Raw genomic sequence first — 23,831 nt, 5'->3', positions numbered from 1 at the left:
CTCCAACAACACGCAGATATCATAACATTTATATCCAACATATTGCGTGTTCTCACACCTTTATATCCTCCACCATGTCTAAACTCTCCCAGTTATCTCAGCCATCGTGAGTAATCTCAATCCTTGCTCACATCCATCGTGAGTAATCTCAATCCTTGCTCACATCCATCGTGAGTAATTTCAATCCTTGCTCACATCCATCGTGATTAATTCGATTCTTGCGAACTGTCCATCAATTGCTTCCACTGTTTTAACGACCATAACATTGTAGGGGCTTCAGTGTTATTCGTTCGAGTTATTCCTTGTGTTTGTTCCATTATTCCTCCTTGATAAAGTAAATTAACTGACGTTATATTTAGCGTCTTGCAATAATGTATATCGCATGAATTAAGCCAGGAATATAACCTAGTAATGTTAACAAAATATTAATCCAAAAATGCGCACCCAATCCAACTTGAAGAAATACGCCAAGTGGTGGTATCAGCACCGATAAAATAATGCGAATTATGTCCATTATTATCACTCCTTGAAAACTGCATTAGAAAGCCCAGCACAGCTGGGCATTCGCTTGCTAAAAAATTATTCAGCGATAATTTTTAGCTCATCAACTACGTTATGAACGTCTTCAGCATTTTTTGCAATATTGATTGCAAGTTGCTTTTCAGCTTCAGACTCAACAGTACCCTTTAAGGTTACAACGCCGTTATCTGTATCAACGTCAATATCTGTGCCGCCTACTTCTGAGTTAAATAAATAACGCGTAGTAATTACAGTGCTTATCTTGGCATCTGTTAAATCACTTTCTGTGTCATTCATATCAGACTTCATATCTTTTCTATGCATATCTGGATTTTTCACAACAGATAGTTCGTTGTCGACATCGCTAACACCATCAAGGCTCAGCACAAGCTCTTCAGCAAGCTCCTTATCTAGGTCGCTGTCTACTTTACCTGTTAAAATAACTTTGCCGTTTTTCACGTCTGTGTTGATGTCAAAGTTGTTAAGGTTTGTATTCATTAATAAAACCGTTTCTGCCTTACCATCAATCCAAGCATCTTTACTTTCATTTTCCCAGCTGCTTGCTTGTGCACCCATTGCTGTAGTACCAAGAACTAACGCTGCAATCATAGATTTGTTAAATGTTTTCATAATCTTTCTCCTTTTGATTAAAGACAGTTTAGTTAATGCGAACATCAAGCCAACTTTTTAAGTTATATAAATCAGCAGCTTAAGCTAAAACGTATTTACCTTGTTTTTATACATGGTAATAAATTACATGCAGCTCGGTAATTTGTTCTGACCTGTGTAGATTTAACCATTTAGTCGCAATTTTCATTAATCTGTCGTTAATATTACCAAATAGAAAACACATCTAAAAATATAAGATTATGATTTTATTAACCTTATTTTTTGGCCTAAGCTTTGCTTAATATAGTTAATTACCTATTTGAACGTGTAAGAAGGGAACTACCATGCCAGTTAAAGTTGAAGATCGTCCTATTGAGCAAGTGCGTGAACAAGTTATTGACCAATTAATCTATAACTATAGCCACGGAGTTATCTCTGCAGAAGCCTTTGAGCGTCGTCTAGATCAAGCAATGGAAGCAACAGATAACGCTGTTTTGATAGAATTAGTAAGCGATCTTGAGTTAACAACAGATACACAGTATCAAAGTGAAAAACGCGCACAGTTTACGCCAAACTATAGTAACCAAAGTCAGAATGATAAACTGCACCTGAAGAGCATTATGGGTTCAAATGAACGCAGTGGTCAGTGGGTGGTTCCTAAAGAGATTCACTTAACCAATTTATTAGGATCTATAGAATTGGACTTCACGGATGCCATATTTCAACATCAACACATTACATTGCATGTTAACTGTCTATTAGGGAGTGACGAAATTTACGTACCGGAGCACGTGAATGTAGTATCAAAAATGTTTAGTGTTGTAGGCAGCGTAGAAAACAAATCAGTATCTCTTAATAAACTACATGGCCCAACAATTACCATTGAAGGTAAAGTCATTCTTGGCTCAGTAGAAATAAAAGTTAAACGCACAATTAAAGAAAAATTTGTATCCTTTGCTAATAGCTTAAAAGCAAGCTGGAATGATATGAATAAATATTAAGTCTCTAAACACTCAAATAATAAGTAGGTGTTAGGGCGTGTTGACCTTTCGTGATTAATTTTTCAGCAGTATGTTTGGTATTTAGGCAAGGCAGCGCCTATGCAGTGTGGTTGTTCCCCATAAATAGGCGATAACGCAGTATAAATGCCAAACATGCGCTGCCCAAAGGGTTCTTCCTAGGGGCGATTGACTCTTTGTTACCTACATGGATGTAGGTAAGGGGCGCTAGCAGGACGCGGTAGCTTTGCTCGGTTTTTACTTAGCCCGCTAGGTTACAAACCTCGCGCCGCGATTAAATCGCCCCTAGATTGAACAAATTTCAATCCACAAAGGTCAACACGCCCTAGTTAAACATAATACCTACTATTAGCTCATTTATCATTATTTCGTTGCGCTGGTATATCACTAATGTACTCAACAAACTCCACTTCAAATCCGGCTGGATCAATAAAGTATACGTTTTTACGATATGGGTTTTCTGCGCCAGGCTTGTCTATGCTATAACCTGCCTGCTCTAAACGCGCAATTACAGCGGCAATATTATTGGTAACGTAAGCAAAATGCGCCAACCCTACTTGATGACCAGTTAAATCTCGGTTCTTATGTTCACCATTGTCACTCAAAGCTAAATAATGATAATCATCACCAAAGTGTAACCATTGTCGTGGTTTACCATGCCAAGTGCCTTGTCCTTTACTCCTAATATACCAATGCGGAAACGCCGCTTGGTAAAAGTGCAGCATTGCCTCAACGTCATCAACAACTAAATTCACATGCTCTAAATACATAATATAGCTCCTTTATTTAAGTAGTTAAAGCCAGCTTAAAACCTAAAGCTAAGTTGAGGTAAAGTGTTTTTTACAATAAATTTTATAAGTAAAAGATATCAGAATAGAGGCACTAGATTTTAGGGCTCTAGTACCTAGTCACTTCCCTAACACCTAGGATAAATAACTAAAATATTTTGCGCAAAGAGCAGACAGTGAGGGTAAATGAGAAGAAAAAAGGCACAGGTTAATTGCACCTTGATTATTGTCACTTACCTAATACCTTTAACCTCTTAAGCGCAACGCCTCTTAACCTCTGTGTGAATTAATCACTTATAAGCTTCAATCAGCTTCCCGCTACTTGCATTTCTTCTATCAGTACTGAACCTGTTTGAATCCCGCCACGGCGTTCTATATCACCACCTAAACCTACAATTGCTTTAAACATATCCTGCAATTTTCCGGCAATGGTAATTTCGCTAACAGGGTATTGTATTTCACCATTTTCAACCCAAAAACCAGCGGCACCGCGAGAGTAATCACCTGTGACTGTGTTAACACCTTGACCCATTAATTCAGTGACCAATAAGCCTGTGCCCATCGTTTTGAGTAACTCAGTTAAATCCTGGTGAGTTTTTTCAACTAGCCAGTTATGAATGCCACCAGCATGCCCTGTCGGTGTCATGTTCATCTTGCGAGCTGCATAGCTGGCTAATAAATAAGTTTGTAATTCACCACCCTGAATAATTTCACGGTCAATGGTTTTTACACCTTCGCTGTCAAAAGGCGTAGACGCTAAGCCTTTTAACAGATGTGGGCGCTCTGAGATATTTACACAATCACTAAATACTTGTGTGCCAAGGCTATCCATTAAAAAGCTTGATTTGCGGTATAAAGCACCGCCACCAATGGCTGACACCAAGTGGCCAAATAAAGAATTAGCAATGTCAGCTCTGAAAATCACAGGCACCTTCATGGTACCTAACTTTTGGCTGTTTAATTTAGCTAATGTTTCGCTTGCGGCTTCAAGTCCAACAGCGGCGGCATCTTTTAAACCGTTTTGCTCTCGAGAAACCGTATAAGCTGAATCGCGTTGCATTTGCTCACCATCTTTACCAATAACCATGGTGCTTATGCTGTGGCGCGTGCGTGGGTAGCCTGCTATTAAGCCATGGCTATTGCCATAAACCCGCAATCCTTGGTGAGACGAAAAACTTGCACCGTCTGAATTAACAATGCGCTCATCGGCATTGAGCGCAGCTTGCTCCGCACTATGGCAAAGCTCAATGCCCTGCTCCGGGCTAACGTCCCACGGGTGATATAAATCAAGATCTAACGGTGCAAACTCTAATAGCGCTTTATCTGCCACACCATTGTGTGGATCATCTGACGTAAACTTTGCAATATCTATGGCTTTTTCAACAACAGTCCGTAACGTTTTAGGGTTTAAATCAGCCGTTGAAGCAGACCCTTTATGATTACCCACATACACACTAATTCCTAAACCGCCATCTTGGTTAAATTCGATCGTTTCAACTTCACCCATGCGCGTACTTACAGATAACCCTGACGTACTAGACATAGCCGCTTCAGCACCGGTAGCACCGAGTTTTTTTGCGTGCTCTAACACTTCTGCTACGGCATCTTTTACTTGAGAAATTTGAGTATAAATAGGATCTTGCTGTTGGCTTTTCATGTTATTGGTCCTGAGCGTGTATCACTTACAATATAGTTAAATGCTAACACACCCAGTGCATTGCATCAGCTAATATTAATCATTAAAAGAATCGCGTATAATGAAGTCAGTTAACGACATTATATGAGCACCTCATGGCGAAGAAAAAAGGCAACCCTGCTGAAATTGAAGAAGAAATTATTTACGTATCCAAAAGTGAGCTTAAGCGAGATGCGCAAGAGTTTCATCAACTAGGCTCTGATATTGCCAAAATGGGGAAAAAACAGCGCGAGCGCTTGCCTCTTAATGACGATTTAAAAGCGGCCATGGTGGTGGCAGACAAAATTAGTAACAAGAGTGATGCATATCGCCGCCACTTAAATTACATCGCAAAAACGTTACGTACAGTTGAAAACATCGATGAAATAAAAGCAATCATCGACATTATGCTGAACAAAAATAACCAAGCGGAAGTCATGATCAAAAAAATCGAGCAATTACGCAGCGATTTGATCGAGCAAGGTGATGATTTAATCAATCAAACGATTGAAGAATACCCATCACTTGAACGCCAAAAAATGCGCCAGTTAGTGCGCAATGCAGCGAAAGAAGTCAAAGCTGAAAAACCAGCACGTGGCTATAAAGAGTTATTTCAATACCTAAAAGATAGCATGATGTAATCAGCGCCAAACACGTTTATATTACTTATCATCGCGAGTAGGCTTAAACATACTGTATAGGCCTACTTCAATTATCTATTACAAACCTAAATTATCTTTAATATTTTTCATTTGTTGCTGTAATCGATCATGTATTTCTTCAACCAAGTGACTTGATTCACTCACCTGTCCCTTCATGTCTTGCATAGACTGACTAAAGTTTTCGAGCAACCTATTTTGCTGCTTTGCAAGCTCCATTGCCTCAAACGCAACCTTGTTGGCATCTTGAGCATTATTAGCCACACCTTCAGAGTTACGTTTAAGTTCTTGTGCGTTGTTTGTTTGTGATTGTGCATCATCCGCCAATGCTGAAATTTGAGTAGACACCATACCGGAGTTTTCACTGAGTAAATTAAGTTGTTCGTTAATATCGCTCAACGAACCTTGAGTTTGACGTGCCAATTTACGCACCTCATCTGCCACAACCGCAAACCCCCGCCCATGTTCTCCGGCTCGTGCAGACTCAATCGCCGCATTCAAAGCCAGTAGATTAGTCTGCTCTGCAATTGTACGTATCACTTCTATCACTTGGCCAACATCCTGCACACCACTAAGTAACTCTTGTAAGCTCTTAAGACCGCCTTCAACACGCGTTTGCGTATTTGAGCTCGCGCCTAACATGCTTTGTGCAAACCCCAAGCTTTGCTCCATCGCTGAAAAGGTTTGCTTAGCGTTATCAGCAACTTGACTATTAATGTCGTTAACTTGCTCACCAATGTGCTGTATGTCATGCAGCAATGCTTGATTTTGCTCTACTTGTTGATGGCTACCATGGGTTTGCTGACTAATTGTATTTAGGTTATCACTCATCTCCTGCATAAAATCATTAATGACCTTAAGCATTTGCGCTCGCTCTTGTGCTTCTAGTCGCTGGCGCTCAATTAATTGGTTAAAGTAAGTAGCGATTTCACCCACTTCAGTTTCTGAGTTTTTACTCTCAATATTTTTAAGCTCGTTTGACTCAATTAAAAATGCAAAACCATCACGCAACTGCCTTAATGGCGCAAGAATCTGTTTGCGCTGAACAATATAAACGCCGATTGCTAAAATCACCAGCATGCTTATAGCGATTGAACAAACCAAAAATATATGTTTTTTTAATGTAGCCTGTTCAACTTTTAATTGTTTCTCGGCGTTAATAACCGTCTCTGAAAGCAAAGCAGTTTGTTCACGTAATGACTCAATGCCAGCTTGGCGCTGCTCAGTTTGCTCTAATGTACTTGATAAATCTCGCGGGTATCTGTTTGGCCAGCTGCTTATTTCTGCTTTTATTTCCTCTGCTAAATCTTCAGCTTCTACACCAAAAAACAGCTCATCTTCATCAACCTCACTCATCACACCCAAGTTATCTAGGTTATTAATCTGCTGTGCTATGCGATTTAAATTGGCTACGCTTTGAAGCAAGCTATCTTTAGTGTCTTGATCAAAGCTAATAATTAATTGATAAGTAAATAATGAAAGCGATGCAACTTCGCTATAGTAGTCACTAGCAAGCACATAATATTCCTCGCTATGAGTCCCCGCTTGATTTGCTTTATTGGCATAATTAATCAATGAAGAAGCTGAACCTGCCATTTGGCGCAAAGCGTTATCTAAAAGAGCCGTCTCATTGCCCGATAATTTGCCTAATGCCCGGTATTTACCATTAATATCTTGGTCAAGCTGAGTAAGCAAAGCTGCTAGCTGTTTCTCTAAGTGGCTGGGTAATACGTTAAGATCATTCTCTTGAACATCACTGATCAGCTCAGACGCTTTTGTAAGGTACACACTATCGCCTTTAGCCAGATAGTCTTCAATTACCCCTTCCAGATCGAGCAGAATTTTATTCTTTAATTGGCTATAAGATTGATCTTGTTGTTCAAGCTTTATCAGGGTTTGGCTAGCCCAAAATAATGTAGCCGATAAAAGTATACTTGCAGAGGCAAGTAACACGGCTAAGAGGCGGGTAAATGAAGATACGCGCATAAGTTTCCCCTTTGGGTTAATCACGCACGTAGATTATTAATTATTTATGACAGTTTAATGAAAACCTAACATGAAATTCTCACATGACAAAAATAGCTAAACTAAAAGCATGATAAACTTAGTTTGCAATTAACAAATAGCTTACGAACAATGTAAAGTCACACAGCGACATAAAATGAAACTATACTCTGGCATCACGTTTGTACATGTATGTGTTTGGACTTACCAACTTAAGGCTGTCATTGGTAAATAGCTATCGTTAGTGAGTTTAAGTAACCTGAACTCTGGATAATAAATCTATCTCCAGCGGCTACTTTCAACGCTAACTGCGTTGAATTTACAGAGTATTAGAGCAGCCATTTTTATAGTCTTTCCATAATATAAAGGTTATTTTTGCTGTACTGTTGCTGCAACGCAACAGTCGGTAGCACACTTTAACCTGGGAATCGCTTCACTGCGTTCTCTCAGCACTGCTTTTTAATAAGGCACACCCCATCCAGACAAACCATACTATCTGGCTTAAGCCGAATGCATCTTTCAACTCTGGCACTGACTGAAACAGCGTAAGCACACCGAAAGCTCCAACAACAAGCCCTAATAAATGTAACCCTTTTGCTAATTGTGCTGTTTTTAGGCCATGAATACTAATAAGCAATACCCATATACCACCGACCAACTCAATTCCCCCGCCTAAACCATTAACCACTGTGGTATAAATATAAAACAAGGTATCCGCATGTGAGCTCCCTTTGGCAAACAACGCAACCATCGTGTTCATACCAACGAGTGCAACCATACCTGAGCCGAACATAAACACGACCCAAATAAAGCCAAATGCGCTTGCGGCGTTTAGAAGATGAGATGATAATACGTTGAGACGTGCATGCGTTGCCTGTACTGCAATAAATAAGAAACCTCCGAATACTAGATAACCAAAAATATTCGCGAGACTAAATAAGGATTGTTGTGATTCAATATACGCAATTTTATCACTTACAGACGCAGTTTGAGGAATTGAAAGCGCAACGCCATAGATTAAAAACATAACGATGTAGCACATCGGCATGGCAAAAAAAGCGCTCGCGCCCCACCGCATGTGTATATGGTTCGAGGTATTTTGATCACTTATGTTGTGATTCATGAAAAACGGTTCCTTAATATTAAACTGTGTAATTAATGCGTCCATACTAACGAGTATAGTGTCTTCAATCGTCTTTCCTACATAACTCGGACATTTTTTGCTGCTAACGCGCTTATAATACTGTCCGAATGCATTACAACAATTAGTGATGAAGTGAGTTGAGTATTCGCGCAATGTGGCGAAGACAAAATACGGCGACGTTGAGCAATAAAAAATAGGAATTGATTGAATGACTGAAATTTTCTTATCAACAATGGCAATGGCGGTCGCAAGTTTTACGCTGATATTAATGCCGATGCAAACGCCTTCACCATCAAAAAAACCGTTGATGCTGATACTGTTATGTTTAGGGCTGCTTTCTACTGGCCCTATTATTTTTGCTTTTTTGCCTTGGCTTACTCAGCTGTACATCAGTGTGTTGCCTTTGTTGTTCTTCTTATTATTGCCCAGTCTGTGGTTTTATCACGAAGCATTGATAGCAGAGCATCAATGGCAGTGGACGCCAGCTATGTGGAAGCATCTTTTCCCGCTGCTATTCGCAGGCGCTCTGGGTGGGGCTCTTTTTCTTTTACCAAAACCATCCTTTAACGCCATGTTTTTCTCAGAGCAGAGCCATGACGACACTTATATTCATCTACTTTCCGGTGCATTTTTTGCCACGGTGATATTTTGGTGCGTGCTCAGCTGGTGCTACGTTGTCATGATGCTAAAGCGAACGGTCAAATACAGAAATAAGTTGAAGAATGTATTTTCAAATGATCAAGGGAAGAGCCTAAGCTGGTTTAGTGGTGTTTCCTTACTTATCGCCTTTTCCTGGGTATATGCGCTAGCAGTATTGCTGCTTGATAATCGGTTACAGTTTATCGGCGTGTCTGAGAACGGCGCATTGGTAGTGCTTGTTACCATTGTCTGGGTAATGTGTGCAAATGGGTTACAACAACGCCCAGGCTTTGAAGACAACCCACCACCAACAGACGTTGAAAGCCAGCAGCAACCAACAAAAGCATACGAACGCTCAGCATTAACTAACCATAACTTATCAGTGATTTCAGAAAAACTAACCCGTGCTATAAATGATGATAAGGCACACCTTGATCCTGAGTTAACGCTGGCAAAACTCTCTGCAATAGCAAAAGAGCCCTCGCAATATATATCACAAACATTATCACAGCATTTGGGTACAACATTTTTTGATTTTATCAATGATGCAAGAATAGAGAGTGCCAACCACATGCTTACAAATACCAATCAATCGGTACTTGATATCGCGATGGCGACCGGGTTTAACTCGCGCTCTTCTTTTTACAAAGCGTTCAAAAAATTTAATGACTTAACGCCAAGTCAGTACAGAAAAGCGCAGAAAGTATGATTCTCTCAGTGTAGTGTCTCGTTACAGTGACTTATTTTCACCGCTCAATCTATGTCAAAGTATGGTTTCAGCGACAATGAACGAATAAGCCACATTAATTCTATAAAACGATTAGACCATGGCCGCTTTAACATAAACATCAAAGCGATTCTTCTTGGTTTTGATTTGCATACTGGGTGCTTTGTCATTTAGAAATGGCGCATAATCAGGGCGTTTTACCACAACCCGTTTACTCGCTAGAGGGTAAGCAAAATCTAATAAGTTATCCGCATCGGTATCGGCCCCTACAAGATCTTGAAATACACGCATCTCTTTTTTTACTAGCGCTGATTTTTCACGATGAGGAAACATAGGGTCAAGATACACAACATCTGGAACGCTCTCACATTGTGCAAGTAAAGTATGGCTTGAACCAAATACCAAGCTCATGCTTTGCTGCATCCAAGGACCTATTTCAATGTCATCATAAGCTCGCTGCAAACCATCATAGAGTAACGCAGCCACAACAGGATGGCGTTCGTGCAAAATCACTTTACAACCCAAAGAGGCTAAAACAAATCCATCTCGACCTAAACCTGCAGTAGCATCTAAAACGACAGGGGTTGCCCCTTTGTTTAAGCCCACCGCCTTTGCGATTGATTGCCCTTTACCACCCCCAAATTTACGTCGATGAGCGGCCGCCCCAGTAACAAAATCGACGGATATAGCCCCAAGCTTTGGTTCATCAGTTTTATATAAGCTCAACCCTTTCTCGTCATAACGCAACGCAAACCCAGTTTGTTGGGCGGCCCAACTTTCCAGTCCAAAGCGCTGCTCTAACTCGTTAAGATATGTGCGCATTTCTTTAAAAGAACACTGTATAACCAAAATAAACTCCGACCATGAATAGCATGCGAAGTATATCAACTGCCACTATCTATAGCACTAAAATAGCTCAATATCTGTTTGTGAGGTAATGTCATCGGTGTGCTCAGGCTCTGCTATTTTGCTTAAGCTTAAAATTAACTCATTACGTGATTCAATAATGTGATTTAGTTGATACTTAATATATGTAAGGTCTTCGTTAAGTACGCCGAAAGCCAGCTGTGTTTTTACTAGCTGCTCTATTTGTGAATGTAGTGTTTGATTATCTGCCAATGCTGGGTGTTGCTCAATGGTTTCACGTAGTTCATCTAATTGTGTTGCAAACTTTGCCGTTGCCATATCGCGCGCATCGCTATTTTTGTACATTTGCGATGAAAGCTCACTAAAGGCATTGCCAATTGTATGCGCTTGGGATAAAGCTTTTTCATTGACTTCCATATCTTGGATTTTAGCGTTAGTAACCTCTAAAATATGAGGAAATAAATCTTTGAACCGGCCATATAAAGCAACATCATCCAGCGGCATGTTTTTAATCAAAATCGACACTTTGGGGTAGTTAACAATCGTGCGGCTGCTAAAATCTACAAAACGATTAGCATGGCGATGCTTTTCTAATAGCTCTTGCTCAAGTGGACACACCGCACCTTCAGCGCTATGAAATACCCCCACTTCTTCATACCAAAATGCCGCAACCACATCTAAATTTAACGGTTTAAAAAAATCAAAAAAGTAGTTCGATAGAGTATCTACATCATGGGCGTGATAAGTCTGACCGACGTAACGCATTATGCGACCCATATCACCTGAATCGGTCATCGCAATTTCAGCAGTAATTTGCGCCCGTTCAATATCACTTTTTAATTTAATAGAGTGCTGTCGATACTCATACAACACACGGATCCGCGCAATGAGTTCTTCTGCATTGAATGGCTTAACAATATAATCAGCTGCCCCAGAGTTGTAGCCTTTTACGCGCTCTGGCAGTGCGCTTCTGCCAGACAAAAACATAATTGGTGTGTCTTTTGTTTGTTCGAGTGATTTGAGCTCTCTACAAACTTCGTAACCTGTTTTACCAGGCATTTCCACATCAAGTAATATAATATCGGGATTATACTTTTTTGCTTGTCTAAGTCCTTCCTCACCATTTTTAGCATGTATGATTTTACAAAACCCCGCTAAAGACTCTTCTATAACACGGTGTACGTATTTATCATCATCAATTGCTAAAACCAGTTTTGACATACCTTGCTCCATTATTGTCACTCACTTAAAAAGCATAGTACGGAGCACTGATTTTGCGATAATTTATTTGTTTTTTCTGCTTTAAAACAAAAAAAGCGCCAGTTCGGCGCTTTTTAATATTTTATTGTGCTTACGAGGCAATACCACTATGACGTAAAAGTGCATCGACATTTGGCTCGCGACCACGGAACGCTTTAAATAATTCCATTGGCTCTTCGCTGCCTCCTTTTTCCAAAATATTCTCTAGGAATAACTGTCCTGTTGTAGCATTAAAAATACCTTCTTCTTCAAACCGTGAGAAGGCATCAGCTGAGAGTACTTCAGCCCATTTATACGAGTAGTAACCAGCGCTATAGCCACCAGCAAAGATATGACTAAAACCATGTTGGAAGCGGTTAAATTCTGGCGGTTTAACAACTGAGGTATGGCTACGCACTTCGTCTAAGCGCGCTTGAATTTGGCACTCTTCACCCGCTTTATAATCATTGTGGATTCTAAAGTCGAACAATGAGAATTCAATTTGACGCAGCATTTGCATGCCTGAATTGTAATTTTTAGCGGCTAACAGTTTATCAAGCAGCTCTTTAGGCAATGGTTCGCCTGTTTCATAATGGCCTGAAATAAAGTTAAGTGCCTCTTCTTCATAGCACCAGTTTTCTAAAAATTGACTCGGTAGCTCCACAGCATCCCAAGCAACGCCGTTAATACCCGCAACTGGCGCCGCTTCAACTTGAGTAAGCATATGGTGGATACCATGGCCAAACTCATGAAATAAAGTAGTCACTTCGTTGTGAGTGAATAATGCAGGTTTATCGCCAACCGCTTTATTAAAGTTACATACTAAGTAAGCAACAGGTGTTTGCAACTCACCATTAGCACGCACCTTTCGACCCATGCAATCATCCATCCACGCGCCACCACGCTTATGATCGCGTGCGTATAAATCCAGGTAAAAACGCCCACGTAGAGTATTGCTGCTGTCGTAAATTTCAAAAAAGCGCACATCTTTGTGATAAGTATCTACATCAGCGACTTCTTTTACCGTAATACCAAATAGGCGGTTTACAGTTTCAAATAAGCCACTCAAGACTTTATTTGCTGGAAAGTAAGGGCGCAATACTTCATCTGATATCGCGTACTTTTCTTGCTTTAGCTTCTCACCGTAGTAACCATAGTCCCATGCAGCAAGCTCATCAATACCGTGTTTCTCTTTAGCGTAGGCTTGTAACTCTGCTAACTCTTGCTCTGCTTGTGGTTTTGATTTTGCAGCTAAGTCTTCTAAAAATGAAAAAACTTGCTCTGGTGTTTCAGCCATTTTAGTCGCCAATGATTTTTCGGCATAACTTTCAAAACCCAGTAATTGAGCAAGTTCATGGCGCAGCGCAAGTTCTTCACTCATAATTGCTGAATTATCAAATTCACCCGCATTGGGCCCTTTGTCTGATGCGCGAGTAACAAATGCAGTGTACGTTTCTTCACGTAATTCGCGGCTATCTGCGTAAGTCATTACTGGTAAATACGATGGAAAATCTAACGTGAATAACCAACCATCTAAATCTTTGCTTTTTGCGGTATCAGCTGCCAGTGCTAATGCTGACTCGGGTAAACCTGCAAGCTGTGTTTCATCTGTTATATGCTTTTGCCACGCAAGCGTTGCATCCATCACGTTATTACCAAACTTAGCTGCAAGTTCAGATAAACGCGCGCTAATTTCGCCATAGCGTTTTTGTTGCGCGGGCTCAAGGGCAATGCCCGAAAGTTCAAAATCACGCAATGCATTAGTAATTGATTTTTGCTGAGCGGTGCTCAAGGTTTTAAATTCATCGCTGTTATACAGCGTATTATAAGCATCGTATAAACCCTGATGCTGACCAACAAACGTTGAATACTCTGAGATAATAGGTAAGCATTGTTCATACGCTTCACGTAGCTCATCTGAATTCACCACTGAGTTCATGTGTGAAACAGGAGAAAACATGCGTGAAAGTTTATCGTCTACTTCTTCAAGTGGTAAAACGAGGTCCTGCCAAGTGAACGACTTCTTCGCCAACACTTCATCTATCTTTGAGCGACATTCATCAATACCGGCTTTGAGTGCAGGAACAACATGTTCAGGCTTAATTTTTGAAAACGGTGGCAAGCCTTCAAGGCCTACTAGTGGGTTATTTTGTAAATCGCTCATTTTAGCTCTCAAATCGTTTCGAATATGATTTTTAAGTTGGGGCACAACGCTTGAAATACAAGGGGCTTTTAACGGGTCTTCCATGTGTTATTATCGGATTAAATACGTTTTATATAAACTTGAGGACTAAAAATGGCTCAGCATTTTGATTACATTGCAATTGGTGGCGGTAGCGGCGGAATTGGCTCGGCTAACCGCGCAGCTATGCGTGGCGCAAAGGTCGCACTAATTGAAGCACAACACATGGGTGGTACCTGTGTAAACGTGGGTTGCGTGCCTAAAAAAGTAATGTGGCACGGTGCACAAATTGCCGAAGCGATTAATGCATATGCCCCAGATTACGGCTTTGATGTAGAACTAAAAAGCTTCAACTGGGCTAAACTAGTTGAAAGTCGCGAAGCCTATATTGGTCGTATTCACCAAGGTTATAATAAGTACCTTGCAAGTAATGGTGTAACCGTTATTAACGGTTTCGCTAAATTTGTAGATAATAAAACAGTTGAAGTAAACGGCGAGCTTTACACCGCTGATCATATTCTTGTTGCAGTAGGTGGTCGCCCTACTATTCCTAATATACCGGGTGCAGAGCACGGTATTGACTCTAACGGCTTTTTTGAGCTCAATGAGCAGCCTAAACGCGTTGCTGTTGTTGGCGCCGGTTATATTGCCGTTGAGATTGCAGGTGTATTACACAGCCTTGGCACAGAAACTCATTTATTCGTGCGTAAAAACAAACCACTGCGTTCATTCGACCCATATATCATCGACACACTTGTTGATATTATGGCTAAAGAAGGCCCTACGCTGCATACCGAATGTTCACCAAAAGAAGTTGTTAAAGAAAGCGATGGTAGCTTAACTATCCACTTTGAGAATGGCTACAGCCAAAACGTTGACGAAGTTATTTGGGCTATTGGCCGCACGCCAACAACCGATAAAATTAACCTTGCCGCAGCGGGTGTTGAAGTGAACGAAAGTGGCTATGTAAAGGTTGATGAATACCAAAACACCACAGCAGAGAACGTATATGCGGTAGGTGATATTATCGAAAACGGTATAGAGCTGACACCCGTTGCAATCAAGGCAGGCCGCACTTTATCAGAGCGTTTATTTAACAAAGAACTCCCTGATGATTTGAAGATGGATTATAACCTAGTTCCTACCGTGGTATTTAGCCACCCGCCAATTGGCACTATAGGTGTAACTGAACAAGAAGCCATTTCGCAATACGGCGCAGAAAACGTAAAAGTGTATAAGTCGAGCTTTGCCGCGATGTACACCGCCGTTACCCAGCATCGCCAAGCCTGTAATATGATGCTAGTTTGCGCAGGCCCTGATGAAAAAGTGGTTGGTCTACACGGTATTGGCTTTACCGTTGATGAAATGATTCAAGGCTTTGCCGTTGCTATGAAGATGGGCGCAACCAAAGCTGATTTTGATTCAACGGTTGCCCTGCACCCTACTGGGTCTGAAGAGTTTGTTACTATGCGCTAGTTAAAGCGCTCAAGGCTCAAAAAGATAAACCTTGCAGTTAACGCTGCAAGGTTTTTTTCGTTTTGGCTGGTGACTTTACTTACTATCAATACCTACAAAGCTAAGTCATCAATTTTATTTTTTAATCTTGGTGATGCGAAATCTAGAAAGCTTTTCATTTTTTGTGGCATATATTTTCGAGATTTATGCAGTAAATGCACAGGAACTTTCGCGGGTTCAAATTCAGCTAATATGACCTCAAGCGCACCTTGCTCTAGCGCATCTTTAACTTGGTAATGTAGTTGCTGGGTCACCCCTACTGAATTTATAGCAGCTGTAACAGCTGATTTACTATCCGTAATCGTTAATCGCGATGATATATTTACATTAAAAGCAATTTTAGAATCCGGAACAAGGTAACTCCAAGGTGGAGTTGTCATTGCTGTATTTAGTGATATACACGGGTAGTGAATTAAGTCTGCTGGTGTTTTTAACGTTTTGTGGGCAGCTAAAATCGATGGGCTTGCACAGGTTACCACCCGAATTTCGCCTACTTGAGTGGCTATCATTGAGCTATCTGGTAACGTACCAATTCTAACAGCCATATCAACATCATTATCAAACAAATTAATATTTCCATCCGACAAAATTAACTGCACATTTATGTTTGAATATAAGGACAAAAACTCAGTAACAATTGGCAATACATATAATCTTCCAAACATCACTGGTGCGGTGATGACCAACTCCCCTTTAGGCTCTGAATATTCGCCTTTTACCCCTTGTTCGGCTTCTTCAACTTGCTCGATAATTGCTTTGCAAGCACGAATATAATTTGCCCCAAAGTCCGTTAACGATAGCTTTCTCGTTGTTCTATGCAACAGGCGCACACCGAGCTGGTTCTCAAGTTCCGATATTTTTCGACTTAGGGTTGGCAAAGGAACATTTAGCGCTTTACTTGCCGCAGAAAACTACCAACTTCCACAACCTTAATTAACATAGACATTGCTTGTAACTTGTCCATTGATTATCTCATTGATTGAAAATATCCTTATCAAATTTACCGTATTATCTTTTAAATAACAAAATGTCATAGTGCAGCTATCAAATAAAGATAGGAAACATACTCTATGCACACTTTATCTCCTGTGAACCCTCAAGCTGCTCTTGCCTATGATCATGTTGGTATTCGAGTCAGCAATAGACAAAAATCAGTCCACTTTTATGAACGTCTTGGATTCAAAGAAACCTATCGCATTGCAGAAGGCGAAGCGAATGAGATGGTTACAGCGGGCGGTATTCGCATAAATCTTATTTTTAATGGTGCAAAAATAACAGGGCAAAAGAACACACTCCTTGATGAGCCGATAAAAAAACCTGGGATCACGCATCCTGCATTCATTATTAATAACATCAATGAATTTCAAGCTTGGCTATCTAAAGAAGGGATCACAATCACTGAGGGACCAAAAAAACTCGGCCCGAGAAGAATCGCTTTATTTATCCGTGATCCTGATGGGAACGTTCTTGAGTTCAATCAATTATTATCAGAGGAGACAAAAAATGAAATTATATGATTTAGAGTTATCAGGCAACTGTTACAAAGTAAGGTTATTTGCCTCACTGATCCATACACCATTAAATATTATTCCTGTTAACTTTATGCAAGGCGAGCATAAGCAAAGTAAATTAATGAAATTAAACCCTTGGGGAGAAATCCCAATACTTGAAGATGGCAATATAGTGTTAAGAGATGGGCAAGCGATATTAGTCTATCTAGCCAATAAATATGGTGGTGAAGCATGGTGGCCTAGTGAAGCACATTTACAAGCAGACGTTATGCAATGGTTGTCTGTCGCGGCTAATGAAATACAACATGGGCCGAATAAAGCTAGGTTAATTAAAAAGTTTGCAGCTGATTATGATCATACTCAATGCGTGCTGCAATCAAATAAAATACTTACATTAATCGATGCTCACCTTATGAATAACCATTGGTTAGCAGCGAATCGCCCGACTATCGCCGACTGTGCAATTTATCCTTATATATCCATCGCCCATGAAGGAGATATTGAAGTAGATAAATACCCGCATATTAAAGCGTGGATGAAGAGAATTGAGCAGCTACCAGGCTATATCCCTATGCCTGGTAACTAACATTGCCGTATTTTATGCAGACCTAAACAGTCGCTATATTAAGATAACCACGAAACCTTGCAGCTCTGTTGCAAGGTTTTTTAAACCCATAGTTATTTAGCAGGGTAAGATCAGTCATCGATGCTGTTTTAAGCATGAGCAAATCATAATTATTAGCTGGCACAAACCTTGTATTCACTTAGAAGCACTGAACAACATGCACATTTTGTTTATGTTTACTGCGTAATTCGGTAATGATTACGTAGTCGGCTTTACATTTTACAAGGAGGCACTGTGTCTAAGTCTGCAATTTTATATCGCATGGTTACCGATGAGCATATTTGCCCGTTCGGTTTAAAATCAAAAGATTTGTTAGCGCGTAATGGCTACGATGTTGATGATCGCCACCTGACTAACCGCACACAAACCGATGCATTCAAACAGCAGTACGATGTAAAAACCACCCCGCAGACCTTTATTGATGATAAACGTATTGGTGGCTACGATGAGTTGCGCGACTTTTTCAATCTGCCCAAAGCTGGGCAACAAGGCACAAGTTACACCCCAGTATTAGCTATATTTGCAGTCACTCTGTTACTTAGCTGTGGATTGAGCTATGCCAGTGGCGATACTTTATTGTCGATGCAAAACTTAATGCTGTTTATTGCACTATCGATGGCAGTTTTAGCCATTCAAAAGCTGCAAGATTTATATCGCTTTTCAAACTCATTTATTACCTATGATTTACTCGCCATGCGGGTTGTGCCTTATGCTTATGTTTATCCGTTTATAGAAGCTTATGTGGCAGTTGGCATGGTAACTGAATTGCCCGCTTATGTAGTTGCACCCTTTGCGTTATTTATTGGTCTGATAGGTGCGGTATCTGTATTTAAAGCCGTGTATATAGACAAGCGAGAACTCAAGTGCGCGTGTGTTGGTGGTGATAGTAATGTACCTCTGGGATTTATTTCACTCACCGAAAACATATTCATGATAGCTGCTGGTTTCTGGGTGCTACTTAGTTGATAGAACATAGAAACCGCACACTCATAGGTTAATATTTTCTTCGTGGTGGAAACATCAAAACTTAGCTAGTATAGCCAAGTGATATACTTATTAACGTCCCATCAATTAGGAATTTATGAATACAGATTTGCTGCTCCACCCTGTTTTCGCTTCATTGGTAATAATTGCCATCGCGTATAGCCTCAAGATTATTGTTGCAAAGCTAGCGCGCCACAGAGCCGAAAAGAAAGAGAAAGATATTCGCTATATCTCGCATAATATTAAACACTTTATAAACTTAGTAATGGTGTTGCTATTATTGTTCGTGTGGTCAACAGAAATTCAAAATTTTGCGCTATCAATTGCCGCATTTGCCGTTGCCATTGTGCTGGCAACAAGAGAGTTTATTCAGTGCGTAATTGGCTTTTTTTACTTAGTGACGACTCGCCCTTTTCGGGTTGGCGATTGGGTGCAGGTTGGTGAGTATTATGGTGAAATTGCTGAAACCGATTGGATCAAAACCACTATGCATGAAATTGACATGCACACCTATCAGTTTTCGCGTAAGACCATTTTTATTCCGAACAATAAGCTGATCACTAGCCCGATTAAAAATTTGAATTTTGTAAAGCGCTTTACTACACATCACTTTAATATTGTGCGTAAGGAAAGCTTTAACCCGTACCCTATTTACTCTACTTTAACTCACAAAGCAAAGGAGTACTGTGAGGAATTTGAAGATGTGGCAGGGCGTTACAACTCAATCATTGAGCGAAAGCTAGACGCTAAAATTTCAGGCCCGGAACCAGAAATACACTTTAGCACCACAGAATTAGGTGAATTTAAGGCGAGTTTTACACTATTTTGCCCAACGGAAAAAGCACTAGAAATAGAGCATAAATTAACCGAGTACTTTATGCAGCTTTGGTACAGTGAGGCTGCGAAACAACAAAGCAGTAATTCTTCCATATAGCAAAAATAGGTCACTTTATGGGTATGGCTTAGCTAACTTGATTAAAACAAAGTGAGCTAAGCTTTTGATGCTAGCCCCCGGTTCGGAGATCTCGCTCAAACTCAGTTTCAGTTTTTACTGGCTGACAATGTGTTTGTACAGTACTTTTGTTTGCCTCATCTTTGTCGGTGCTAAAAATGGTATAGTTGTAGTCTGTTTCTACTTCACCACCTAGGCACTCATGCTCTGCATAAACCCCGTTTTCATAGCCGTCTTTTACCTCTTGTGATGCACACCCTGCTAGGAGTAAAAACACAGTTAACACAGATAAAAATTTCATAACAACTCCAATAAGGTAATTTCTAGTAAATTATAGTTCATATTCAACATGGAATGAGGGAAGCTTGTTAAGTAATGGTAATAGTGATCTTTCTCTTATTAAATCATCACGCTCATCATCTAACATTTCTCGTTCCCGGTGCAGGTCTTTACGTTTATTACTGCCAACCGTTTCGGCACTTAATTCATCCCTAATGGTATTAAGCCGCCAATCTATTTCATTAAGTCGTTGCTCTATTTCAGCTTTTCTTTCCTCAAGCTGATAACGATCATTACCCTCTTGCCACGCTTTTCTAAACTGTGTGTTATTACACACACCATTATATGATTCGCCACGGATACCCAGAGTAAAGCCATTTTCAGGTTCACAATACACAGCAAGGCCTTGCTGGTAACTTGCCTGATACTCATTTAACTGCGCGGTAATACCAAATTCACGACAAGTGGATATGATTTCTTTGCCTCGCTCATATGTATAGCCTTGTTGGCCATGGCTATAACCTAACTGCTGCCAATTAGCTTCTGCGCACTCTTGTTGAGATAAAGAAGTACACCCTGATAACAATATCAAAAGCAACAAACATAAAAAACGATGAGACATTTCACTTCCTAAAGTATCAGGGGTTATTCAAGTACCTACTTTGTAGCACTTTTTAAATAAAGTGAACAATATAAGTGTAACTAGGGCGTGTTGACCTTTGTGGATTGAAATTTGTTCAATCTAGGGGCGATTTAATCGCGGCGCGAGGTTTGTAACCTAGCGGGCTAAGTAAAAACCGAGCAAAGCTACCGCGTCCTGCTAGCGCCCCTTACCTACATCCATGTAGGTAACAAAGAGTCAATCGCCCCTAGGAAGAACCCTTTGGGCAGCGCATGTTTGGCATTTATACTGCGTTATCGCCTATTTATGGGGAACAACCACACTGCATAGGCGCTGCCTTGCCTAAATACCAAACATACTGCTGCAAAATTAATCACGAAAGGTCAACACGCCCTAGATGTTTTACCTTTTAATTATCACTTTCTTCCTTGTAACTTCATGATTAAAAATACAATTACAGAAAGTACAAGAAAAAGCCAAGATAATGGTATTAAGAAAAACGCTTCCACTAACATGCCATTCTCATCAATGTGACCACCTTGTAAATAGAAACTAATAGCGCACAATAGACTCAAAAACAAACAAACAAACAACCACATATTTATAACGTTTAATGAATGACCACATATCAGGCTCCTCTATTAAAATGTACGTGCTGGATTAGTAGGCACATTATTTTGTTTCATTATCCAACGGGCTATATTATCTTTTCGCATGAACTTAACACCAGTATGCTGTTTTGCATACTGGATAAAATCATCAAGCGCTTTTACTCGTGCAGGCGTTCCTGCAATACGGTCATGAGCACTTATCGACATCATTCGTCTTCTGTGTTTTCCTTCAGTGTATAACACGTCAAACTCATCTTTTAACTCTTGTAAGTAGGCTTGGGCCGTCATAGCTGTGCTTCCTGAATAGCGCACAATGTCGTTATTACGAAAAGTATAAGGTACAACCACAAAAGGCTTATTATTTACTGGTGTAAAAGAAGGCTCATCACGCGATAGATCATCAATATGATAAATAAACCCCAGCTCTTGCAAAAGCGTAAGTGTATTTTCTGAGTGTCTCATCCAAAATGCATTGAAGCCAACTGGCCGCATTCCTGTCACTTTTTCGATAATATCTGCACTTTTAATATATGAAGCGCGCTCTTGTTCAACACTCATCGAATATTGTGGTGTCCATGTTTGGCCGTGACCTGATGCTTCATGCCCTCGTGAAACCACTTCTTTAGCAAGTGCTGGATTTAATTCCACAGCCCTGCCCACCATATGAGAAGTAACTTTAATATTATGTTTATCCCATAGATCAAGTAATCGCGGGATCCCTTCATTCATCCCATACTGATACCAAGTAGGCGAAATCGTATCGTGATAACCCTGCTCTATTTGAGGAAAAGGCCCTGCATCAGAGCTATCTTGTGCTGTTGCTTCAAATTGCATTGAAATAGAAATCACTAGTTGTGCATCATCGGGCCAATAACCTGATTTATCAGATAATGGGGCCGCATTTAACAACTTACTGCTGCACAGTGCCATTAAAAGAGTGAGTAAAGGTAAAGCCTTCATTTTTATCTCCTTAACTAATTAACGCGGTCCTGCCGTTACTGTGATCTCGGCTGTTTGCAAAGAATGCTGGTGTAAGAAAAATCCTGTAAGTGCACTTGTTGCCCCTTGTGGAACAGCTAATTTTTCTACATCCAATGCATACACTTTATAGTTGTAGCTATGCTTGCGTCCTTCTGGTGGACATGGCCCAAGGTATCCGGGCTTCCCCATATCTGTATTACCTTCAATGGCTCCTTTGGGCAAAGTCGTTGAAGATAGTGAGTTACTAGTAAGAGGAATATCATGTACTACCCAGTGCCAAAAACCACTGCCAGTTGGTGCGTCATTGTCATACACTGTCACGGCAAAGCTTTTGGCTTTCTTAGGCGCATTTTGCCATTTAAGTTGTGGCCTAACATTACTCCCCTGACAACCAAAGCTATTCCAATATTGCTCACTCTTTATTGCCTGCTCTGGCTGTAAATCAGGGCTCGATAAACTAAATTCAGCCGCAAAACTGGCACTACTAAACAGCCCGCTGATCAGTAAAGTAACGACTGAGTTTGAAAAATTAACCATTTTTAGCCCTTATATTTTCAGTTAAAAAAGTTACTTTTGATACGCTGGATAATCGGTATAACCTTTGGCTGTACCGCCAAACAATGTACTCCCATCGGTAATCGTGTTTAGTGGCAGTTGCTCTTGAATACGATACGGTAAGTCTGGGTTGGCAATAAAACGACGACCGAATGCAATGTAATCGGCAAGACCTTGTTCAATAAGCTGCGCACCTGAATGCTCGGTATAATTACCGGCAACAATAATCGCGCCACTAAAATACTGACGAAGTGCGGTTCTAAACTCAGGTGTTACACTGGGCGCATCGTCCCAGTCCGCTTCGGCAAGATGAATATACGCAATACCAATTTGCTCAAATTGCTTTGCTGCCAATAAAATAGTGTCAATTGCTTCACTATCACCCATACCACGCTGAGTGATAAAAGGCGCTAATCTAATACCCACTTTATGAGCTCCAATGGCATTACTAATTGCGCCAATAATTTCACAGGCAAAACGAATACGGTTTTCTTGGCTACCGCCATATTCATCTGTGCGCTTATTCGCTGAACGTCTTAAAAACTGATCAATTAAATACCCGTTACCTCCATGTATTTCAACGCCATCGAAACCAGCCTCAATCGCGTTAATTGCCGCTTGCTTATAATCATTTACTATTTCTTTAATTTCTTTAACACTTAGTGCTCGAGGGGTTGGGCAGTCAAGCATCCGTCCTTCTCCATCATCGCCTACCACCCAAACTTGTGCATCTGGGGCTAGTGCAGATGGGGCAACTGGCGTTCCATCATGATGAAATGAAGAGTGCGACATTCTACCAACGTGCCAAAGTTGTAAAAATATTTTACCGCCTTCTTTATGCACAGCTTGTGTTACTTGCTTCCAACCTTCGATTTGTTCTTGCGTGTAAATACCTGGCGTAAATGAGTAACCTTTGCCCTGAGCAGAAATTTGAGTTGCTTCAGAAATAATCAGTCCTGCAGTAGCACGCTGCGCATAATAAGTGGCCATCAGTTCAGTAGGAATATCGCCCGGTTGCGCAGTTCGCGAACGGGTCATAGGTGCCATCACAATTCTATTTTGAGTGACCATGCCACCGAGGGTTTTAACTTCAAATAAGGATTCAATAGACATAACTAACTCTCT

Annotated in this window: 23 protein-coding genes and 1 pseudogene; 8 read left to right on the top strand and 16 right to left on the bottom strand. The window is 40.5% G+C overall.

From position 1 onward, the window contains the following. Positions 1 to 355: 355 nt before the first annotated feature. The gene (locus C7Y70_RS12210; protein WP_099295317.1) at positions 356 to 514 is read right to left on the bottom strand and encodes a YqaE/Pmp3 family membrane protein; all 159 of its coding nucleotides are present in this window, start codon (positions 512 to 514) and stop codon (positions 356 to 358) included. 65 nt (positions 515 to 579) lie between these two features. Beyond that, positions 580 to 1,149 (bottom strand): BON domain-containing protein, encoded by a 570-nt coding sequence (locus C7Y70_RS12205; RefSeq protein ID WP_135475109.1) that lies wholly within the window; start codon positions 1,147 to 1,149, stop codon positions 580 to 582. Positions 1,150 to 1,472: 323 nt separating this feature from the next. Here C7Y70_RS12205 and C7Y70_RS12200 point away from each other — a divergent pair, with 323 nt between their 5' ends. After that, positions 1,473 to 2,129: a LiaF domain-containing protein gene (locus tag C7Y70_RS12200; RefSeq protein ID WP_099295319.1), complete on the top strand. Its 657-nt coding sequence runs from the start codon at positions 1,473 to 1,475 to the stop codon at positions 2,127 to 2,129. A gap of 371 nt (positions 2,130 to 2,500) precedes the next feature. On the opposite strand, the gene C7Y70_RS12190 is transcribed toward C7Y70_RS12200, so the two are convergent. Both C7Y70_RS12190 and pmbA read right to left on the bottom strand, forming a co-directional pair. Further along, positions 2,501 to 2,917 (bottom strand): VOC family protein, encoded by a 417-nt coding sequence (locus tag C7Y70_RS12190; RefSeq protein ID WP_135475108.1) that lies wholly within the window; start codon positions 2,915 to 2,917, stop codon positions 2,501 to 2,503. 325 nt (positions 2,918 to 3,242) lie between these two features. Next, a complete protein-coding gene (gene pmbA, locus C7Y70_RS12185; RefSeq protein ID WP_135475107.1) occupies positions 3,243 to 4,592 on the bottom strand; it encodes a metalloprotease PmbA in 1,350 nt (449 codons plus the stop codon). Positions 4,593 to 4,726: 134 nt separating this feature from the next. On the opposite strand from pmbA, the gene yjgA reads away from it, so the two are divergent. Beyond that, positions 4,727 to 5,251: a ribosome biogenesis factor YjgA gene (yjgA, locus tag C7Y70_RS12180; RefSeq protein ID WP_058560936.1), complete on the top strand. Its 525-nt coding sequence runs from the start codon at positions 4,727 to 4,729 to the stop codon at positions 5,249 to 5,251. Between the two features lie 78 nt (positions 5,252 to 5,329). On the opposite strand, the gene C7Y70_RS12175 is transcribed toward yjgA, so the two are convergent. Further along, positions 5,330 to 7,255 carry a methyl-accepting chemotaxis protein gene (locus C7Y70_RS12175; RefSeq protein ID WP_135475106.1) on the bottom strand — a complete coding sequence of 642 codons (1,926 nt, stop codon included), beginning with the start codon at positions 7,253 to 7,255 and terminating at the stop codon, positions 5,330 to 5,332. A 451-nt stretch (positions 7,256 to 7,706) separates the two neighbouring features. Further along, entirely contained in the window at positions 7,707 to 8,396 is a 690-nt protein-coding gene (locus C7Y70_RS12170) for a hypothetical protein (RefSeq protein ID WP_135475105.1), read from the bottom strand. Positions 8,397 to 8,625: 229 nt separating this feature from the next. Between C7Y70_RS12170 and C7Y70_RS12165 the strand changes: the two genes are divergently transcribed. Then, entirely contained in the window at positions 8,626 to 9,765 is a 1,140-nt protein-coding gene (locus C7Y70_RS12165; protein WP_135475104.1) for an AraC family transcriptional regulator, read from the top strand. Positions 9,766 to 9,876: 111 nt separating this feature from the next. Here the strand turns inward: C7Y70_RS12165 and C7Y70_RS12160 are convergent, their stop codons facing one another. From C7Y70_RS12160 to prlC, 3 genes are all read right to left on the bottom strand, one after another. Beyond that, on the bottom strand, positions 9,877 to 10,632 hold the full coding sequence (locus C7Y70_RS12160; RefSeq protein WP_099295327.1) for a class I SAM-dependent methyltransferase: 756 nt from the start codon (positions 10,630 to 10,632) through the stop codon (positions 9,877 to 9,879). 57 nt (positions 10,633 to 10,689) lie between these two features. After that, positions 10,690 to 11,871: a response regulator gene (locus tag C7Y70_RS12155; RefSeq protein WP_135475103.1), complete on the bottom strand. Its 1,182-nt coding sequence runs from the start codon at positions 11,869 to 11,871 to the stop codon at positions 10,690 to 10,692. 130 nt (positions 11,872 to 12,001) lie between these two features. Next, positions 12,002 to 14,053, bottom strand: coding sequence for an oligopeptidase A (prlC, locus tag C7Y70_RS12150; RefSeq protein ID WP_135475102.1), 2,052 nt, complete (start codon positions 14,051 to 14,053; stop codon positions 12,002 to 12,004). 132 nt (positions 14,054 to 14,185) lie between these two features. Between prlC and gorA the strand changes: the two genes are divergently transcribed. Beyond that, the gene (gene gorA / locus C7Y70_RS12145; protein WP_135475101.1) at positions 14,186 to 15,547 is read left to right on the top strand and encodes a glutathione-disulfide reductase; all 1,362 of its coding nucleotides are present in this window, start codon (positions 14,186 to 14,188) and stop codon (positions 15,545 to 15,547) included. Positions 15,548 to 15,639: 92 nt separating this feature from the next. Here the strand turns inward: gorA and C7Y70_RS12140 are convergent, their stop codons facing one another. Both C7Y70_RS12140 and C7Y70_RS20755 read right to left on the bottom strand, forming a co-directional pair. Next, on the bottom strand, positions 15,640 to 16,335 hold the full coding sequence (locus tag C7Y70_RS12140) for a LysR substrate-binding domain-containing protein (protein WP_280953832.1): 696 nt from the start codon (positions 16,333 to 16,335) through the stop codon (positions 15,640 to 15,642). Between the two features lie 42 nt (positions 16,336 to 16,377). Further along, positions 16,378 to 16,485, bottom strand: a pseudogene (locus tag C7Y70_RS20755) (LysR family transcriptional regulator); the annotation flags it as partial. Positions 16,486 to 16,656: 171 nt separating this feature from the next. On the opposite strand from C7Y70_RS20755, the gene C7Y70_RS12135 reads away from it, so the two are divergent. The 4 genes from C7Y70_RS12135 (at position 16,657) to C7Y70_RS12120 (ending at position 19,640) form a co-directional block, all read left to right on the top strand. Further along, positions 16,657 to 17,103: a VOC family protein gene (locus C7Y70_RS12135; RefSeq protein WP_135475100.1), complete on the top strand. Its 447-nt coding sequence runs from the start codon at positions 16,657 to 16,659 to the stop codon at positions 17,101 to 17,103. Beyond that, positions 17,090 to 17,683 carry a glutathione S-transferase gene (locus C7Y70_RS12130; protein WP_135475099.1) on the top strand — a complete coding sequence of 198 codons (594 nt, stop codon included), beginning with the start codon at positions 17,090 to 17,092 and terminating at the stop codon, positions 17,681 to 17,683. Before C7Y70_RS12135 ends, C7Y70_RS12130 begins: the two co-directional genes overlap by 14 nt. 273 nt (positions 17,684 to 17,956) lie before the next feature. Next, the gene (locus C7Y70_RS12125) at positions 17,957 to 18,688 is read left to right on the top strand and encodes a MauE/DoxX family redox-associated membrane protein (protein ID WP_135475098.1); all 732 of its coding nucleotides are present in this window, start codon (positions 17,957 to 17,959) and stop codon (positions 18,686 to 18,688) included. 115 nt (positions 18,689 to 18,803) lie between these two features. Beyond that, the gene (locus C7Y70_RS12120) at positions 18,804 to 19,640 is read left to right on the top strand and encodes a mechanosensitive ion channel family protein (protein WP_135475097.1); all 837 of its coding nucleotides are present in this window, start codon (positions 18,804 to 18,806) and stop codon (positions 19,638 to 19,640) included. Between the two features lie 70 nt (positions 19,641 to 19,710). Here C7Y70_RS12120 and C7Y70_RS12115 read toward each other — a convergent pair whose 3' ends face one another. From C7Y70_RS12115 to C7Y70_RS12085, 5 genes are all read right to left on the bottom strand, one after another. Further along, positions 19,711 to 19,959: a hypothetical protein gene (locus C7Y70_RS12115; RefSeq protein ID WP_099295334.1), complete on the bottom strand. Its 249-nt coding sequence runs from the start codon at positions 19,957 to 19,959 to the stop codon at positions 19,711 to 19,713. Between the two features lie 30 nt (positions 19,960 to 19,989). Continuing rightward, on the bottom strand, positions 19,990 to 20,559 hold the full coding sequence (locus C7Y70_RS12110; protein ID WP_135475096.1) for a DUF2799 domain-containing protein: 570 nt from the start codon (positions 20,557 to 20,559) through the stop codon (positions 19,990 to 19,992). Positions 20,560 to 21,200: 641 nt separating this feature from the next. Beyond that, entirely contained in the window at positions 21,201 to 22,100 is a 900-nt protein-coding gene (locus C7Y70_RS12095) for a polysaccharide deacetylase family protein (protein ID WP_348631089.1), read from the bottom strand. Positions 22,101 to 22,148: 48 nt separating this feature from the next. Next, on the bottom strand, positions 22,149 to 22,688 hold the full coding sequence (locus C7Y70_RS12090; protein WP_135475093.1) for a YbhB/YbcL family Raf kinase inhibitor-like protein: 540 nt from the start codon (positions 22,686 to 22,688) through the stop codon (positions 22,149 to 22,151). Between the two features lie 30 nt (positions 22,689 to 22,718). Next, entirely contained in the window at positions 22,719 to 23,819 is a 1,101-nt protein-coding gene (locus C7Y70_RS12085; protein WP_135475092.1) for an alkene reductase, read from the bottom strand. Positions 23,820 to 23,831: the final 12 nt, after the last annotated feature.

The organism is Pseudoalteromonas sp. KS88, from assembly GCF_004766475.1.
Classification (GTDB): domain Bacteria; phylum Pseudomonadota; class Gammaproteobacteria; order Enterobacterales; family Alteromonadaceae; genus Pseudoalteromonas.
Note: the sequence above shows the minus strand (reverse complement) of the source record. Positions and strands in the feature narration are given on the sequence as shown.

Excerpts from the sequence above, each read along its gene's own strand:
- C7Y70_RS12210 (WP_099295317.1), bottom strand. The coding sequence starts at position 514 with ATGGACATAATTCGCATTATTTTATCGGTGCTGATACCACCACTTGGC.
- C7Y70_RS12205 (WP_135475109.1), bottom strand. The coding sequence starts at position 1,149 with ATGAAAACATTTAACAAATCTATGATTGCAGCGTTAGTTCTTGGTACT.
- C7Y70_RS12200 (WP_099295319.1), top strand. The coding sequence starts at position 1,473 with ATGCCAGTTAAAGTTGAAGATCGTCCTATTGAGCAAGTGCGTGAACAA.
- C7Y70_RS12190 (WP_135475108.1), bottom strand. The coding sequence starts at position 2,917 with ATGTATTTAGAGCATGTGAATTTAGTTGTTGATGACGTTGAGGCAATG.
- pmbA (WP_135475107.1), bottom strand. The coding sequence starts at position 4,592 with ATGAAAAGCCAACAGCAAGATCCTATTTATACTCAAATTTCTCAAGTA.
- yjgA (WP_058560936.1), top strand. The coding sequence starts at position 4,727 with ATGGCGAAGAAAAAAGGCAACCCTGCTGAAATTGAAGAAGAAATTATT.
- C7Y70_RS12175 (WP_135475106.1), bottom strand. The coding sequence starts at position 7,255 with ATGCGCGTATCTTCATTTACCCGCCTCTTAGCCGTGTTACTTGCCTCT.
- C7Y70_RS12170 (WP_135475105.1), bottom strand. The coding sequence starts at position 8,396 with ATGAATCACAACATAAGTGATCAAAATACCTCGAACCATATACACATG.
- C7Y70_RS12165 (WP_135475104.1), top strand. The coding sequence starts at position 8,626 with ATGACTGAAATTTTCTTATCAACAATGGCAATGGCGGTCGCAAGTTTT.
- C7Y70_RS12155 (WP_135475103.1), bottom strand. The coding sequence starts at position 11,871 with ATGTCAAAACTGGTTTTAGCAATTGATGATGATAAATACGTACACCGT.
- prlC (WP_135475102.1), bottom strand. The coding sequence starts at position 14,053 with ATGAGCGATTTACAAAATAACCCACTAGTAGGCCTTGAAGGCTTGCCA.
- gorA (WP_135475101.1), top strand. The coding sequence starts at position 14,186 with ATGGCTCAGCATTTTGATTACATTGCAATTGGTGGCGGTAGCGGCGGA.
- C7Y70_RS12135 (WP_135475100.1), top strand. The coding sequence starts at position 16,657 with ATGCACACTTTATCTCCTGTGAACCCTCAAGCTGCTCTTGCCTATGAT.
- C7Y70_RS12130 (WP_135475099.1), top strand. The coding sequence starts at position 17,090 with ATGAAATTATATGATTTAGAGTTATCAGGCAACTGTTACAAAGTAAGG.
- C7Y70_RS12120 (WP_135475097.1), top strand. The coding sequence starts at position 18,804 with ATGAATACAGATTTGCTGCTCCACCCTGTTTTCGCTTCATTGGTAATA.
- C7Y70_RS12115 (WP_099295334.1), bottom strand. The coding sequence starts at position 19,959 with ATGAAATTTTTATCTGTGTTAACTGTGTTTTTACTCCTAGCAGGGTGT.
- C7Y70_RS12110 (WP_135475096.1), bottom strand. The coding sequence starts at position 20,559 with ATGTCTCATCGTTTTTTATGTTTGTTGCTTTTGATATTGTTATCAGGG.
- C7Y70_RS12095 (WP_348631089.1), bottom strand. The coding sequence starts at position 22,100 with ATGGCACTGTGCAGCAGTAAGTTGTTAAATGCGGCCCCATTATCTGAT.
- C7Y70_RS12090 (WP_135475093.1), bottom strand. The coding sequence starts at position 22,688 with ATGGTTAATTTTTCAAACTCAGTCGTTACTTTACTGATCAGCGGGCTG.
- C7Y70_RS12085 (WP_135475092.1), bottom strand. The coding sequence starts at position 23,819 with ATGTCTATTGAATCCTTATTTGAAGTTAAAACCCTCGGTGGCATGGTC.